This window comes from Paraburkholderia podalyriae, from assembly GCF_014397785.1.
Lineage (GTDB): Bacteria > Pseudomonadota > Gammaproteobacteria > Burkholderiales > Burkholderiaceae > Paraburkholderia > Paraburkholderia podalyriae.
Map to the genome: position 1 here is coordinate 287,952 of NZ_VZQQ01000004.1, position 15,150 is coordinate 303,101.

Genomic DNA, 15,150 nt, shown 5'->3' on the forward strand with positions numbered 1-15,150 from the left:
CACCACAGTGTTGCGCGCCTTTCGCACCGCGACGTGCTCTATGTCGCGTCGACGGCCGACAAGACGGTGCTCGCGATTTTTGGCGCTGCGTCAGCGACAGAACGCGATGAAGGTTCACGGATTGGCCAGGCCAAGCGCCCCGTGAGCCCCTACCGCTCCAAAAACTGAACGACAGCATGTCACCTCGCCTCGCACCCCGCGGATTTCGAAATTCCAGCGGGACGCGATTCAGATCAGTGACGAACTACGCGATTTCAGGCATCAGTATCGCGCGTCGTTTCTCCGCTGGGCGAACCAGGCGACGCGGGAAACCGGTTACCGTTAAACGACTGCCGCCAGGGATTGCACCATAACGATAATGTTTATATCTCTCGAAGGGCCTCGCCATGTTTGATGGATTCGAAGCCGTTACCGTCGATACTGGTGAATCAAAGATTTTTTTACGGACCTCGGGATCTGGAGTTCCATTACTACTTCTTCATGGCTTTCCTGAGACACATCTGATGTGGAGGGAGGTTGCATCACTGTTGGCCAAACAATACACAATCGTTTGTCCAGACCTTCGTGGTTACGGTAATAGTGGTTGCCCGAACTCGTCTTTCAACCATGAGCCGTACAGCAAGCGAGCCTTGGCTCGCGATATGATCAACGTGATGCGGCAGATCGGGCACGATCACTTCTCAGTTGCCGGGCATGATCGAGGCGCACGGGTTGGACACAGAATGGCGCTCGATTTCCCTGATCAGATCCTCCATTTTGCAGCGTTCGATATATTGCCGACCGAGGTGATGTGGGATAACGCAGATGCAAGATTCGCCTTATCGTTTTGGCCGTGGTCGCTGCTGTCACAACCATCGCCGCTTCCGGAGCGGCTCATTTCAGCCGCGCCTGAAGCTGTCGTGAACGATGCTCTGGATTGCTGGGGGACAAAGGGCGAAACATTTTCGCAGGAGGTACGAGAAGCATATGTCGACGCTTTACGCGACCCAGTGCGGGTCCATGCGATTTGTGAAGAGTATCGAGCAGCGGCAACTATCGATCGTGAACATGATCGTAGTGATATCGCTTCCGGCAAAAAGATCATGTGCCCTTTGCTAGTCGTATGGAGCAAACATGGAGGCATTGAGTCTTGGTACCAGGAGCACGGTGGACCTCTTGAACTATGGCGAAAGTTTGCGCACACGGTTCAAGGTCACGCCATTGATGGTGGGCATTTCTTCCCGGAAGAACTCCCAACTGAAACAGCAAGCATTCTTCACGAGTTCATATCGAAGAGCGCCTGACGTTGGGTATTTTATCAGTGGCCCATGTCGGGGGTATTCCAAGGCACGAGTACCGGGTAATCGTCGGCGCTCGTCGCGAGTAGGAGACGCTGGAATAGCCAGGACAAGTACAGATACGGGTCGATGCTTTGGCCTTACAGGTGTCGACGAGCGAATAGAGATTCGCGCTTGGCATCGTTAAGCTCTTCTCGCGTTTGCAAGCCGCGCGCAGCGATCCACTCTCGAAGCGCCGGGGTGCTTTACGAAGCCAGCTTCGCCCGTCGGCCATGCGGCCGGACCTCCTAACGGCCCTGGTCCCGGATTTCAACTAGCGTTCGATCCAGGCCATATTTCCTGAGCTTCTGGTACAGCGTGCTCTTCGCAATACCCAACTGCTTTGCTGCCGAGGTCAGGTTTCCGCGAGAGATGGCGATCGCGCTGCGAATTGCCCCCTGCTCCGACGCTTCCATCGTGCCCGAGCCGCCGGGGGAGAAAGGCTCATCGCAACCGGCGCGGATCGGCTCGTCTCTCTCGCGCAGCTCCGGTGGCAGATCAGCGAGCGTAAGGACCTCTGAGCCTGCCGTAAGAATCATACTTTCCACCACGTTATGAAGCTCCCGGACGTTCCCCGGCCATGAATACGCACAGAGCGCCACAACCACTTCATCGTCCACCGCCGGGCAAGCCCGGCCAAGCTCCGTCGCAAACTTCCGGACCAGATACTCCGTGAGGCGGCGAATGTCCCCCGGCCGGTCGCGCAGCGGCGGAATACGGATACTGGTCACCGCGACGCGATAGAAGAAGTCCATTCGAAAGCGCCCTTCTGAGACCTCCTTTCTCAAGTCGCGATTGGTCGCCGCAACGAGACGAAAGGTCACCTTCCTCGGGGCGTTTTCGCCGAGCCGATAAATCTCCCCCTGTTCCAGCACGCGCAGGAAATGTGGCTGCAGATCTACCGGCATTTCGCCGATTTCGTCGAGAAACAAGGTTCCGCCATTGGCTGCTTCGATCTTGCCAAGCGCGCCCCCTCGGCGTGCACCGGTGAAGGCGCCATCACCATAGCCGAATAGTTCACTGGCGAGTAGTTCGCGTGACAGGCCCCCGCAGTTGAGTGCAATAAAAGGCCCCTCCTTCGCCTGGCTCGCGTGATGGATTCCCTTGGCAAACAATTCCTTACCCACGCCAGTCTCGCCGAGCAACACAACTGGTGCATGTGAACGTGCTATCTGGCGGGCCTTGTCCACGGCATCGAGCAATGCCGGAGCTTCGCCCTGGATGCGTTCGAAGCCGGCCGTCGATCCACCCTCGGCGCCGCGACCGGATGCGCTGCTGACCCTGCGCGCAGTGCTGTGACGTTGTGCGAACGGCACGATCAGCAAGCTACCGATGCGCCTGCCATCGTCGATCACCGGCTCGATCCAGTCAGGCTGAATCCAGTGGGGGAGATCCGTCGTCACATTGGTAAGCGCAGAGTCGGCGGCAAGCGCCAGAATCCGTTTTGGCCGTGCGAGCGAAAGATCACCGCCGGCTGCCGCGATCGCAGCTTCGGCGTGCTCATTGACCTTGATCGGATAGCCGCCATGGTCGAACACCACGGCGCCGTCCGACGCAAGCATCGCGAGGCGCCTCATGCAGCGATCCAGCAACCGGTAGCGAAGCTCCATGGTCCGCGCAGCCAGACGACTCTCGATCCGGCTGGCTGCCGTGACGACCAGCGCCAGGCTGTGACGGTTGTAGGATTCGGACAGGCCGGACACGTCGATGACGCCGATAATCGTACCGTCGCGCGGGTCGCGGATCGCATTGGCCGAGCAGGTCCAGCGCTTGATGCCGGCGCAGAAGTGTTCGGCAGAATGGATCTGCACGGGCTGGCCGACCTCGATCGCCGTGCCAATCGCATTGGTGCCACAGATCATTTCGTTCCAGGACGCGCCGGGCAGCAGCTGAATCCCTCGCGCGGAAGCAATAGTAGCTGGGTCCCCCTCGAGATTCAGGATGGTGCCGGCCGGCTCGGCAAGCGCCATGACCGTTTCGGTTTGCGCAAGAAAGTCGCGTGCATCCGCCATCACTGGAGCACTCGCCTCGACTAGATCGCGGTGACTGCGTTGCAACGAATACAGTAGATGTTCGTCCAGCGGCGGCGGCGCATGGCCCAGCGTGGGATCCACTTGCCAATCGAGGCAGCGCTGCCATGATGTGTCAACGAGGTGCCGCACAACACTGTGCGGTGCTTCTCCGCCGCTCAGAAACCGTTCCCAGGCGGCCATGACAAACGCTTCGTCGCCAGGGTTTGAGAACATCTGCGTGGCATCCGGCATATCCATTACTTGTCTCCTTCTTCACGCCGCCTTATACCGCACCGCAACATGACGGATGCGGCCGACTCGTGCCAGAAGATGGGCAAGATCGATGCCATCGCGAGAACGCCGAAAGAGGAAGCTCAGCGCACCGCCGAACGTTTGATTTCCGGACCATGGCTCCACGGGACCGTTCGATTTTCGAATGGTCAGATTGAGCCGCTCGCAGGCGGGCAGAGTCCACTCGTTGCGGCGCATCAAACAACGTGCGGGCTGTGAGAAAGCCACACAGCGGCGGCGCCATTCCATGGAATGGCGCCGCCCGCGGGGGAGTACCGGGCGCGAGACAACTGCGCCCTGAGCCATGCGCTAGTCAGCGCGCTCGGGAACCGGCAACTGCAGCCAGTCCTTGTAGAACGCCTCAATGTCCGGCTCGAAATCGTGAATCACCGGATACCACGGCGTCGGCGCTTCGACGTCGTGCATGGTTGCGCAACTCGGACAGTAATACTCGCGGTAGACCTGCCACTGGGTGTCCGGCGCCATGAGCTTCGGATAGACTTCGAGCATGGCCTCCTCTGTGTCGCGCACATAGACATTGGCATACAGTTTCCAGTTTTCGCGGTAGTCGCAGAACTCATGGCCGCAGTCGCATTTGACCAGCCAGTGTTTGCTCTTCGCGGCCTGCACGATATGCAGGTGTGGTCCAAGCGGCAAGACTATCTTGTCGGGCCACGAGACTTTCCCCTGCAACACTTCGAGATACTGGCTAAAGCGCTCATGATCCTTCGGCATGGACAACATGCGTACGGTCGTATCCCAGTCGAGTCGTCCATCGACCAGATTGCCGACCTGTTCCTTCGTGTAAGCAGACATTTCGCTACTCCTTGATTTGCTTCGATATCGATACCGGCATGGATTACTCTTCGACCTGAACCACCGTGGTCACGTCGGGCAGCAACGAGAGATCCATCCGGTATTTCGAGCCGTAGGACGGCACATCCAGTTCTGCCTCGGTCATGTTCCAGTCGGCAGGCAGGTCCCAGAACTTCCGGAAGTCGTTGAGGAATTTCTGCGACAACCCGAAGCTGGTCGCGAACATGTGACGTACCGGGCGCGATGCATGTTTGGTGAGGACGCGTTCACGCTCTTCCTTCATCCATTCCCGCGTCGGCAACGAGCGGGCAAGCCGCTCCTTGCGGATTTCGCCACGGCGCTTCAGCGTCTGTTGCGCATTGACCGTCCAGATCCCCGTTGCGTCCTGCGACAACACCGCGCCATATACCTTCTCGGCAAACTCCGGGAGCAGAAAACCGTTGTTGAGGTCTTTTGCAATGGCTTCTATCTCCCGATCGAGTGGATCACCAAAGCCCGGACCTCCGCGCAGGTAATTGAGGTACAAGTCATGGTTCTCGTAGCAATCCTCCGTCGTCATGCATTGCTTGTCGCGCTTGACCTTGGAAGTCGCGTCGATATGCCGCTCGTAGTCCGGTTCGTCGGGATTCGTGTCGCCGCCGAGGGGCAGCGAGAGTCCCTGCGCGATTCGCTCCTTCAGGCCCGTCTTGTGCGCCTCGAACCGGTAGCCGGTGGCAGACGGATAGCCGCCCATGAACCCCCAGTCACTGTTCATGTAGCCATTGCCCATGAAGAACATGGTCCAGTCCTGGGCCTTCCAGACCATGCGCAGCGTTTCGAAGCCACACCCGCCGCGGTACTTGCCATAGCCACCGGAATTGGCTTTGACGTTGCGCCCGAGATAAAGCAACGGTTCGGCCATCTCCCAGATCTCGATGTCGCCCATGTCGCCTTCCGGGTTCCAGATCGCGGCGGCGTGATTGAGACCGTCCCTGATGGCGCCGGCGCCCGTGCCACACGAAGAGGCCTCGAAGCTGTTGACCGCGTGCACCTCACCGTCCTGGTTGATGCCGCCGCCTTGCAGCCAGTTCGATGTATTGGCGTTGCCGGCGTTGACTTCTTCCAGATAGCCACGGCTGAAGTACGCCTGGCCGAGCCCCCGCCACATGGCACTCCACCCCGATACCAGGAAGTGCCATGCATAGGCGTGCCCGGTGCGGCGATCGTCCGGGTTCATCCATGTGCCCTTCGGCAGGCGGAACTCCGTGCCGAAGTAGGCGCCGTCGTTGATGCGCTGTGTCGGCACCAGGGTCTGGGTCATCATGACCCAGATGCCACTCGTGAACGCCACGTGGTGGGCGTTATAGGTGTGCCATCCCCAGCGGCTCGCGCCTTCGAAATCGAGCCGCCATGTGGCGTCGGCCCTGATCGTCATTTCGACCGGCGAGTGCATGATGGTGTCGATCTTGGCAAAGGCCGAGGGCGTCTGGATATCTTCGTGGGCGTAGGGCACATCCACAAATGCGACCTTCCGGTATTTGCCCGGCAGCGTCATTGCCTTGATGCGGCTTTGCAAGCCACGACGGCCCTCTTCGATGACCTCATAGCTGAACTTCTCGTAGGCTTCCAGCCCCTCGGTGGCTATGATCTCTTCGACCATGTCGCGGATCATGTGACAACCGGCGATCCGGGTGCGCTCGTCGAGGATCCAGTATTTCGGCGTGCGCACCGAACGCTGGCTTTCGTGCAGCCAGTCGCGCAGCGGCTGGTCGTTTACGCCGGTCTTGCGGCAGGTGATCTGGTAGCCATCGCCGAAGCGTTGGACCTGACCCGTCGACATGGAACCCGGCGTCACCGCACCGGTGTCGATCACATGCGTCACCCCGCCTACCCAGCCGATGAGCTTGCCGGCCCAGAAAATCGGCACGATCGTCGCAATATCGCAAGGGTGAACGTTGCCGATCGAGCAATCGTTATTGGTGAACATGTCCCCGGGATTGATGCCCGGGTTGTCCTCCCAATTGTTCTCGATCATGTACTTGATCGCGGCGCCCATCGTGCCGACGTGGATGATGATGCCGGTCGAAGTCAGCACGCAGTCGCCGACCGCGTTGTACAGCGTGAAGCATAGTTCCCCTTCCTGCTCGACGATCGGCGAAGCAGCGATCTTCTTCGCGGTTTCGCGAGCATGCACCAGACCGCCGCGGATCTTGGAGAACAGCTTCTCGTAGCCGATCGGGTCCTTCTCGCGCAACTCGAGCCGGGCGAGCCCGTTGTAATGGCCCGTCTTGCTGGTGCGCTCCATGATCTCGGCGCGGTATGCTTTCAGGGTCTTGCCGTTGGCGAGCAGTTCGGGATGGCCGACTTCCTTGGATGACATGAGGTTCATTTTCGTCTCCTTACTTCACTTCTTGCAGATGGAACAGACGGTGCTTGTCGAGCGTGGTTTCGAACCCATCAGGCACGACGAAGGTGGTGGAGGCGGACTCGATGATGGCCGGCCCCACGATATGGTTGCCCGCCATGAGCGACTCCATCTGCCAGATGTCGGCTTCGACCCACGTCTTGTGGCGATAGAACGGGCGCTTGCCGAGATACGCAGACTTGGGCGGTGTTGCGCCAGCCTCCGGATCCTCGGGCAGTACGGGCTTCTGCGTGGCGACAAGGCCGCGCATGATGGCGCCAGTGGCACTGAAGCCGAGTTCCGGTGAGCGGGCGGAACTTGCGTACACTCGCGAGTAGGTCTCCTCGAACGCGTCGGTAATCTTCTTCCAGTCAGCGGCGGAGGCAGCACCACTGATTGGCGAAGTAATCTCGAGGTCGTTCAGTTGTCCCATGTATTGCATCCGGTAGCCGGGCAGCAAGGTGATGTCTTCCAGCTTGAAGCCGTTGATGACGAACTCCTCGACGACCTTGTCGGCCAATTCCTTCCACGCTTCCTGGATGACCGAGCAGGCCGCCGCTTTCTGTTCGTCGGGCGCGTCCGGCGCGACCGCGATATCCACGCTCTTGTCGTAGCGGTACTCGAAGTCGGCGCATGCGCAGCCGAACGCAGAGAATCCGGCGGCCCATGCAGGGACGATCACGTCCTTGAAGCCCAGGCCTTCCGTATATCCGTAGGTATGCACAGGTCCAGCCCCGCCGTACGAGAAGCACACGAACTCGGTGGGGTTGTAACCCTTCGCGCTGATGTTGGCGCGCAGGTATTCGTGCAGGCTCAGATCGAGCAGTTCGATCACGCCTGCAGCGGCATCCTCCACCGAGAGGCCAAGCGGATCGGCGATCTGTGCCTTGATGTGTTGCCGTGCCCGCTCGACGTCGAGCTTGATCGCGCCGCCGAGGAAGTTGTGGGGGTTCAGATAACCAAGCACCACATGGCAGTCGGACACCGATACCGTATCGAGTCCGCTTTCCGGCCAGCATGTACCCACGCGATAACCCGCGCTATCGGGCCCGAGCTTGATGGAACCGCTATAGGGATCGAGCCGTACAAAGCTGCCGGCACCCGCGCCCACCGAATCCATCGCTACCAACGGCAGGGACAGCACGAGACGGGCCATGTCCGGATCGGAGGCAATCGCAAAGTTGCCCTTGGTGATCAGCGCCATGTCGAAACTGGTCCCGCCGATATCGCTGCATGCGATGTTCTCGTAGCCCAGTCTTTCGCCAAGCAGCCGCGAGCCGATCACTCCCCCGATCGGACCGGAGACAATCGTGCGGGCGAGCTCTTTGGCCTTCCAGCTGATCGTCCCGCCGTGTGTGGCCATCACCCGCAGATCGAACTTCGCGCCGTGCTTCCTGAAACGGTCGCTGACCTTCTTCAGTGTCTGCCGTGACGGTTCAGCCGCGTAGGCTTCGAGAATGGTAGTGTTCGTCCGGTGGCTTTCCTTGCGCGACGGGTAGTAGTCGACGGACGCGAAGACCGGCATGTCCACGCCGATTTTCTTCAGTTCATCGCGGCAGACATCGCGAGCGCGCTTTTCGCTCGACTCATTCTTGTGGGACTGCAGCAGACAGATTGCAATCGCCTTCGATCCGGCGTTCACGAGCTCGCGCGTCGCCTTGCGCACTTCGTCTTCGCGCAGGGGGATCACGATTTCACCCTGAACATCGGTGCGTTCTGTCACCCCCCGGGTGCGCGAAAGCGGGACCAGCGGTTCGTCGTAGCGATGGGTGTTGAGGTGAATCCGTTCTTCCAGCGCGTAGCCGAGATAACTCTGGATGGCCCGTCCCATGGAGTGAATCTGTTCGAAGCCTCGATTGCAGATGAGTCCGACATCCAAACCCTTGCGCTGAACCACGCGATTAAGCATCGCCGTACCGGAATAGACGCATGTGACCAGTTCGGGATACACCTCATCGACCTCACGGCCCCACTGGGCCAGCGCATCATGCGACGACTCCAGAATCGCCAACGACTCGTCTGCGGGATTGCTTTGGGCCTTACCAACCACAAAACGTCCATCCGAGCGCACGAAGAAGGTATCGGTCATCGTGCCGCCGGCATCGATGCCCAGTACCTGGACGTGTGAAAGTTGCTGTTCCATTAGTGTCTCCAGCTCTCCTTGATTGAACATCGCCTCGACGGGGAGGCGCGATGCGAAGCGGTTATTGCGATTCGCTTCGGAGGAGCTAAAGGCAAGGGATATGCCACTGACTGCCGAATCGGCGTCTTGTCGGCAAACTATTGAATGGAATGGCTTTGCGGGAAACTACCGGCATGCTCGCGGTGGACGAGACCGTCGCACAACGACCGGTTCCTGAACGGTCGGCCGTTTGGAGAGCGGAATTCGAACGCAAGTCTGACGGGGAGCGTGACGTGCAAGAACCAGTAGACCGAATTCAACGTCATCGACTCGCGCGCCGGGTGACCCCCAGGTCACGCACCAAGGCGTACTTCCGGATCTTCTGATACAGCGTGCTTTTTGCTATGCCGAGCTGCGCGGCCGCCTCGGTCAGGTTGCCCTGGCATTGCTGGATCGCAAAGCGAATCGACTCTGCTTCCGCCATTTCCAGCGAACGGATCTTTTGGCGCGCAAGCGCAGACATCCCAGAGGACGCCGTCTCTCGAATACCCCCAGGAGAAATGGCCAAAGCACCGATTTCGGGCGGCAGCTCGGCGACTGTCATGATTCCGTCGCGGGCCATGAGTACCGCGCCCTCGATCGCATTTCGCATCTCGCGGACGTTACCTGGCCAAATGTAGTTCAGCAGGCATCCATACGCCACGTCGTCGAAGACGGCATGGGTTACGCCGTACCGCTCGCGCGAGACACTCAACCAGTGTTCGATCATCTCGGGCAAATCCGTCTTCCGTTCGCGCAGCGGCGGTATCGAGATGTTCGTGACGGCCAGCCGGTAATACAGATCCATGCGGAATCTACCGTCAGCGACGTCTGCGCGCAGATCGCGATGCGTGGCGGCGATCAGACGGAAGTCGACCTTGCGAGGCGCGTTGTCGCCCAACCGGTAGATCTCCCCTCCCTCCAGCACACGTAGCAAATGCGGCTGGATGTCGAGTGGCATTTCGCCGATCTCATCGAGGAACAGCGTGCCGTGATTCGCCGCTTCGATTTTCCCTGTCATGCCGGACTTACGTGCGCCGGTAAATGCGCCTTCGGCATAACCAAACAGCTCACTGCTCAATAAATCGCGCGACAAGCCACCGCAGTTCAGCGCGACGAAGGGACCGTCTGCCCTCGAGCTGGCCTGGTGAATGCCTTGCGCGAACAACTCCTTGCCAACGCCGGTTTCACCCAGCAGCAGCACGGGGACCGAGGCTTTAGCCAGCTGCTGCGCCTTCTGGATAGCCGCCCGCAGTGCAGACCCCGCGCCGACAATGCGAGAGAACGCCGCGGCAGGCTTGGGTTCGGCGACCGGCATCGCTTCGGATAACGAAGCGGCGCGCCGACTGGCAGCCGGCGCAATCAACATGAAGCCGAGCGTGTCGGCGCCTTCAGCAACGCGTTCAATCCGTGCGAGGCGCAACCACGCCGGTGATTGCGGCGACATGGAGCCACCGGCAATCCTGGCGATGTCCGGGATCGGAAAAGCGTTGTCCAGTGCGCCTGGAACGCCAAGCCGCGCAAAGGCGGCTGAGGCCTCCGGGTAGGCTCTGACGAGACGTCCGGACTCGTCCACCACGACGACGCCGTCTGTATGACCGGAGCAGTAAGCCATGCAACGCTCCATCAGGTGCAGACGGCGCTCCATTGCGAACTTCCCAAGCCGGCTCTCGATACGCCCGGCCATCGAGACGATAAACGCCAGGCTGTGCTGGCTGTAGGTTTGCGCAAGGCCCGAGACATCAAGTACGCCGAGTACGGTGCCGTCAAGCGGGTCGCGGATCACCGTAGCAGAGCAAGTCCACTGCTTGATACCCGCGCAGAAATGCTCCGAACCATGGATCTGGACCGGTTGCCGCAAAGCGAGGGCGGTGCCGATCGCGTTGGTGCCGCAACTGAGCTCAGTCCAGTTACAACCAGGTATCAACCGGACCTCGCTGGCGGGTTCAACGATGCGCGCGTCGCCGGCTAGTTCGAGGATCATGCCGTCCGGATCCGCGAGCAGCAGAATGGTCCCCGTCTGCGAAAGGAACTCACGTGTCTCCTGGATAAGCGGCACGCTTGCATGCATCAAGCGGTCGTTCCTGACGCGCAAATCGAACAGAGCCCCTTCTTCAAGCGGCAGTGGGGCGCCTGCCGCATCAGGAGCCACGCGGCCATCAAGGCAACGATGCCAGGAATCGTCAACGACGCCACGGAGGGCACCCGAGGGCCGCTTGTCACCTTGAATCAAACGCTCCCACGCCGCCATGACGCTGGTGTCCCGATCGGGACTTGAAAACCAGTCCATTGGCGTGCCTGTCTCTTTCATGCTGTCTCCGTGTGAGCAGAGTACCTCACCCGATCAGAGGGATCGCCTTGCCATAAGGCGTTTTCTTTTTTTTTGCCAGGGACGCGCGATTGCCTCAGTCGATAGGCCGCCGCCCCAGCGCGCGTCGCGAGCGCCAAGGCACGACTCTACGCCGCGCCGCTGCCCATCAGCGATCAATCACGACGCGGTCACCATACAGGCGCGGACCTCCATCTGAATTCTATCCCTGAAATACAGCACCGTCCGGAAATCGAACGCTTTGCGCAACTGGCACCCGTTCAAGCGCCATAAAACATACAGAAAAATGCATAAAATCAATGACTTGATATCGCAGCAGCGATGATGGCATGGCCCATGCGTTTGACTGGGCCAAGGCGAGCGCATGTTGATTGCGCGCTCGGTCTCATAGCAGCAAAGCGCTCACCATTGCGCGACAGGAAAGAGGTCGAAGGAGAAGACGATGAACACCGGTCAGAGATCCCTGCGCTTGCTGGTCGAAAAGTGGCTGGCGCCCACTCCGACGAGGCCGGCTCACGTCACTCGGTTTAGTCGCATGGGTACGAGTCAGAGACGCTATGTGTGCGTCGAAGCATTACATTCGAGCGGTCTGCTGGCGATTTTTTTCTTCAGACACGATGACGGATCTTGGTGTGTATTCCCGCCTGGCACGGAAAGCCCGACCATGAAAGTGTGATCTGCTTTAGGAGATCATGACCGAAATTGAGGTGAGTGTTTTGACTGATGTCTCCGACGGGAACCAAGCTTTGGAAGCATACGATTTACCGCGGGAGGGAACTGTACGCGGAACTCCTGTCGGGTTACATGCGAAAACGCAGTGCGGGATTCTTTGCCGTCTTGCGCCCGAATCCCCGCGCCTCTCCATCGAGCAGGAAGTGTACGAAAGCGACCCCGTGGGCCTTCCGGAGTTCACCCAAGGGAACGACACCCACCGCTTGTTCGAAAAGGTTTATAGCCTTTTCTGCGCGGCCTATAGAGCTTTGCTTCGGGGTGTTGCGCGCTTTCCAAGACGGGACAACATCTCGCAGAAAATTTGCCGCCGCATTAGTTGCGGATGCATCTTTACGAGAAACAGTGCCGCCGTTAGGCGCAACCGCGAGCCCCGTTACGCGTGCGGCTTGCTCCGGTGTCGGTAGATCGCCGGGGTGGAATCCTCCGGCCGCCCGCAGCGCATCTAGCTGGCTGATAGTCGGCAGCCCATACGCATTGAGAATCGCATCTGCATCGGCGGCGACTTGTTGCCTCGCACGAGCCAGCCCGTCGAAATACTCCGGGTTTGCTTCGTTCTCGCGATCCAGTTCCGCTTCTATCTCGTCGGGATACGCATCTTCGCGCGACATGGCCGCCATTTGCTCGGTCCAAGTGTCGGTCTTGGCGGATGCCCTAGCGCGCCGCGCTGCTGCAAATTGCTCGTCCGTGCGCACCGGATTCACGGCTAGCAGGCGTTTCGCTTCTGCGTGGTCACGCGTTTTGAGCGAAAACATGATTTGGGTTTTGGCAAAATGCGCACAAAGATCAACGGGAATTTTGCGGCGGAAGTAGTAGATCTTGCCGCGTGGTACGAGATGGTTTTGTCATGGCGGGCAGAGCGTGTCAAGTGAGTGTGTCACCGGCCACACCCTGCTCTAGGCCATTGATTTTCTTGATTCTCGAATCGAATCAAGGAGATATTTGGTCGGGGCGAGAGGATTTGAACCTCCGACCACCTGCACCCCATACAGGAAATGCGTTCTCCGCCCAAAGAAATTCTCGATTTATTGCCATGACACAAAGATTAGCGATACTGCAGTCCCTATGGGCAATGGAGCGCCGTCATACCGACGGTTTCGAGCGGACGCTCGAACAGAACATATCGATGATTCTCGAAACAGGTTATGACGGCTTCAGCGCGTTGTGCGTGGATAAGAATCGCGTGAACGAGACGGTCGATAACCAAAGAGCGGCTTCCAGAATCCTTCGAGATTGTCACGCCTCGCGTTGTAGCCCCCTTGGTATTTGACGTCATGTGACGCTGGCTTGCCAGCAATGCGACACTGGTAGCGCATCGGCCTGATGACGTGCTGGCCATTTTCGATAATCGTGACTGGCGCGTAGTGACCGGGGAAAGTGCGTGAATCGCGCGACTTCGGCTCGGTTCGCCGAATGTCGTCGAGCCGACCGAGCGTCCATTCAATCTTGTCGGTCGCGATGCGCTTGCTCTCGGTCGCGGCTTTGGTCAGCTTCGTCTGAAGCGACCGTTCCGCCTCTGCTAGCCTCTTTCTCTGCGCGAAAAGGTCCTGTTCGAGCTTGGAAGTCTGTTCCGCGTTGAACTTGTCGATAAGGGTCTTGATGGCGCCTTCGGCGTCAGTTTGCGGCTCAGCGAACGCGTCCTCCATCGCTCGAAGAATAGGCGCGCAAATTCATGGATATCCATCAAGGCGCCAAAGCTGCGAACGAATATCCGGTAGTCAGCCTGAATTTGAGCCGAGTAGCACATCGATGCCTCCGTTTCGTGCTTCCATGATACGCATTCTCTAGAACGACGCGAGCGCGACGAATATGAGGACTCAATGAATGGCCGCGTGAACTTTGGCCACCGTCGAACTGCCAAACAACATGTGGCGACTCGGACAATTGTGTATGGCAAGCGTACTGCTCGTAGACGATGACGTGGAGGCTTTGGCGGCGTGGAGCGCCAGCTGTGCCGCAGACGGATTTGAAGTAAGAAGCGCGAGCGACGGCCAGTCGGCATTGAAGATGTTCATCGAATCCCCTGTCGATGTAGTGGTCGCCGACTGGCGCATGCCGGTGATGTCGGGGAGCGAGCTCTGTCACCGTTTGCGCACACTCCCCGGCTTAGCCGACGTTGCATTCGTCTTGGTTTCGGGAGAGCCGAGCCCACCCGCTTTCGTAAGCTACGACGGCTTTCTTCGCAAGCCTGTAGATGGGCAAATTTTACTGACCACAATTCGACGGCTGCTGGCAGACCGTGTAACCCATCGAGAGCAACAGCGAGGCAAGACAACGTAGTCGAAAAGCCACCTGCTTGTGTGGACAGGCCGGACCAGAGCCTGGTTGCAGGCAAAAGGAACGGCGGCCGCGGGCACAGTGTTGAGTCAGCAAAAATTTCTGCTCGCGGTAATCCAACTGCCAAGCAGATGGGACATGTCAGCAAGCCGCTGTCCGACGAGATGTCGAACTTCTCCGTGGCATTGCCACGTGCCATATACAGCGAGCACCGGGAAACCAGTTCCCGAAGGCCGAAGCAACTCGGATGCCCGTGGATGCTCGTAGGCCGCCTTCAGTCGCATAGCGCCGCCGTTTGCACGCGAACCGAACTTTCCGTTCGTCCAAAGCTTTCGCAAGGTCAGTCCAACTCCCAGACGTTGCGCGCCTTACGCTCGGTCATGCGCGAACCGCCAGTTGTATTCGCAGAGTATCCTAGGTTTGCTACCTGCTAGCGCCGCCGATTTTGGCTCACTGGCGGATAAGGCACTCGAACTGGCAAAGAGCAAAGCGACGCCCGGACTGTCGGGGTACCTGAGACCGGTCCGGTCAATCGTCAAGACAGGCGCGTGAGGACCTTGCTCAGGCGCCCACATTGCCTTTGGCGCGCGCCGCTCAGGCTGCTGTGTCGCCCTCAGATGCTGCCGGTGACTGGTCCGCACCCAACTGCTGTCGAGCCTTCTCCCAGTACTCGTCCGCGCGCCCTTCGGGAGAGCCGTCCTTCTCCCACAGATAGAAAGCAAGTGTTCGGATTTGTTCTTCAGTGACTGGCACGTCCATCTCAACCTCCTTATAGAAAAGTGGCCCGAGCGGGCAGGCAAATTACGGCTAGTCGATGGTAGCAAAGCGCCTGCTTG

At 59.3% G+C, this 15,150-nt stretch carries 9 protein-coding genes and 3 pseudogenes; 2 read left to right on the forward strand and 10 right to left on the reverse strand.

Annotation, left to right across the window (positions count from 1 at the left end):
• Window positions 1-386 precede the first annotated feature (386 nt).
• Window positions 387-1,283 carry an alpha/beta fold hydrolase gene (locus tag F6X42_RS06750; RefSeq protein WP_187633448.1) on the forward strand — a complete coding sequence of 299 codons (897 nt, stop codon included), beginning with the start codon at window positions 387-389 and terminating at the stop codon, window positions 1,281-1,283.
• Between the two features lie 14 nt (window positions 1,284-1,297).
• On the opposite strand, the pseudogene F6X42_RS46385 reads toward F6X42_RS06750, so the two are convergent.
• The 9 genes and pseudogenes from F6X42_RS46385 to F6X42_RS06790 form a co-directional block, all read right to left on the reverse strand.
• Window positions 1,298-1,452, reverse strand: a pseudogene (locus F6X42_RS46385) (transposase domain-containing protein); the annotation flags it as partial.
• A 112-nt stretch (window positions 1,453-1,564) separates the two neighbouring features.
• A complete protein-coding gene (locus F6X42_RS06755) occupies window positions 1,565-3,586 on the reverse strand; it encodes a sigma-54-dependent Fis family transcriptional regulator (protein WP_187633449.1) in 2,022 nt (673 codons plus the stop codon).
• Window positions 3,587-3,601: 15 nt separating this feature from the next.
• Window positions 3,602-3,868 (reverse strand): hypothetical protein, encoded by a 267-nt coding sequence (locus tag F6X42_RS06760; protein ID WP_187633450.1) that lies wholly within the window; start codon window positions 3,866-3,868, stop codon window positions 3,602-3,604.
• Between the two features lie 60 nt (window positions 3,869-3,928).
• Window positions 3,929-4,435, reverse strand: coding sequence for an acetone carboxylase subunit gamma (locus F6X42_RS06765; RefSeq protein WP_187633451.1), 507 nt, complete (start codon window positions 4,433-4,435; stop codon window positions 3,929-3,931).
• A 43-nt stretch (window positions 4,436-4,478) separates the two neighbouring features.
• Window positions 4,479-6,803 carry a hydantoinase B/oxoprolinase family protein gene (locus tag F6X42_RS06770; protein ID WP_187633452.1) on the reverse strand — a complete coding sequence of 775 codons (2,325 nt, stop codon included), beginning with the start codon at window positions 6,801-6,803 and terminating at the stop codon, window positions 4,479-4,481.
• A gap of 10 nt (window positions 6,804-6,813) precedes the next feature.
• On the reverse strand, window positions 6,814-8,961 hold the full coding sequence (locus F6X42_RS06775) for a hydantoinase/oxoprolinase family protein (protein ID WP_187633453.1): 2,148 nt from the start codon (window positions 8,959-8,961) through the stop codon (window positions 6,814-6,816).
• Window positions 8,962-9,262: 301 nt separating this feature from the next.
• On the reverse strand, window positions 9,263-11,290 hold the full coding sequence (locus tag F6X42_RS06780; RefSeq protein WP_246529985.1) for a sigma-54-dependent Fis family transcriptional regulator: 2,028 nt from the start codon (window positions 11,288-11,290) through the stop codon (window positions 9,263-9,265).
• A gap of 818 nt (window positions 11,291-12,108) precedes the next feature.
• Window positions 12,109-12,864: pseudogene (locus tag F6X42_RS06785) on the reverse strand (DUF6538 domain-containing protein); the annotation flags it as partial.
• Between the two features lie 372 nt (window positions 12,865-13,236).
• Window positions 13,237-13,784: pseudogene (locus F6X42_RS06790) on the reverse strand (SOS response-associated peptidase family protein); the annotation flags it as partial.
• Between the two features lie 143 nt (window positions 13,785-13,927).
• Here F6X42_RS06790 and F6X42_RS06795 point away from each other — a divergent pair.
• Window positions 13,928-14,317 carry a response regulator gene (locus tag F6X42_RS06795; RefSeq protein ID WP_187633455.1) on the forward strand — a complete coding sequence of 130 codons (390 nt, stop codon included), beginning with the start codon at window positions 13,928-13,930 and terminating at the stop codon, window positions 14,315-14,317.
• A 591-nt stretch (window positions 14,318-14,908) separates the two neighbouring features.
• Here the strand turns inward: F6X42_RS06795 and F6X42_RS06800 are convergent.
• Window positions 14,909-15,073, reverse strand: coding sequence for a DUF2934 domain-containing protein (locus F6X42_RS06800; RefSeq protein WP_187633456.1), 165 nt, complete (start codon window positions 15,071-15,073; stop codon window positions 14,909-14,911).
• Window positions 15,074-15,150 lie beyond the last annotated feature (77 nt).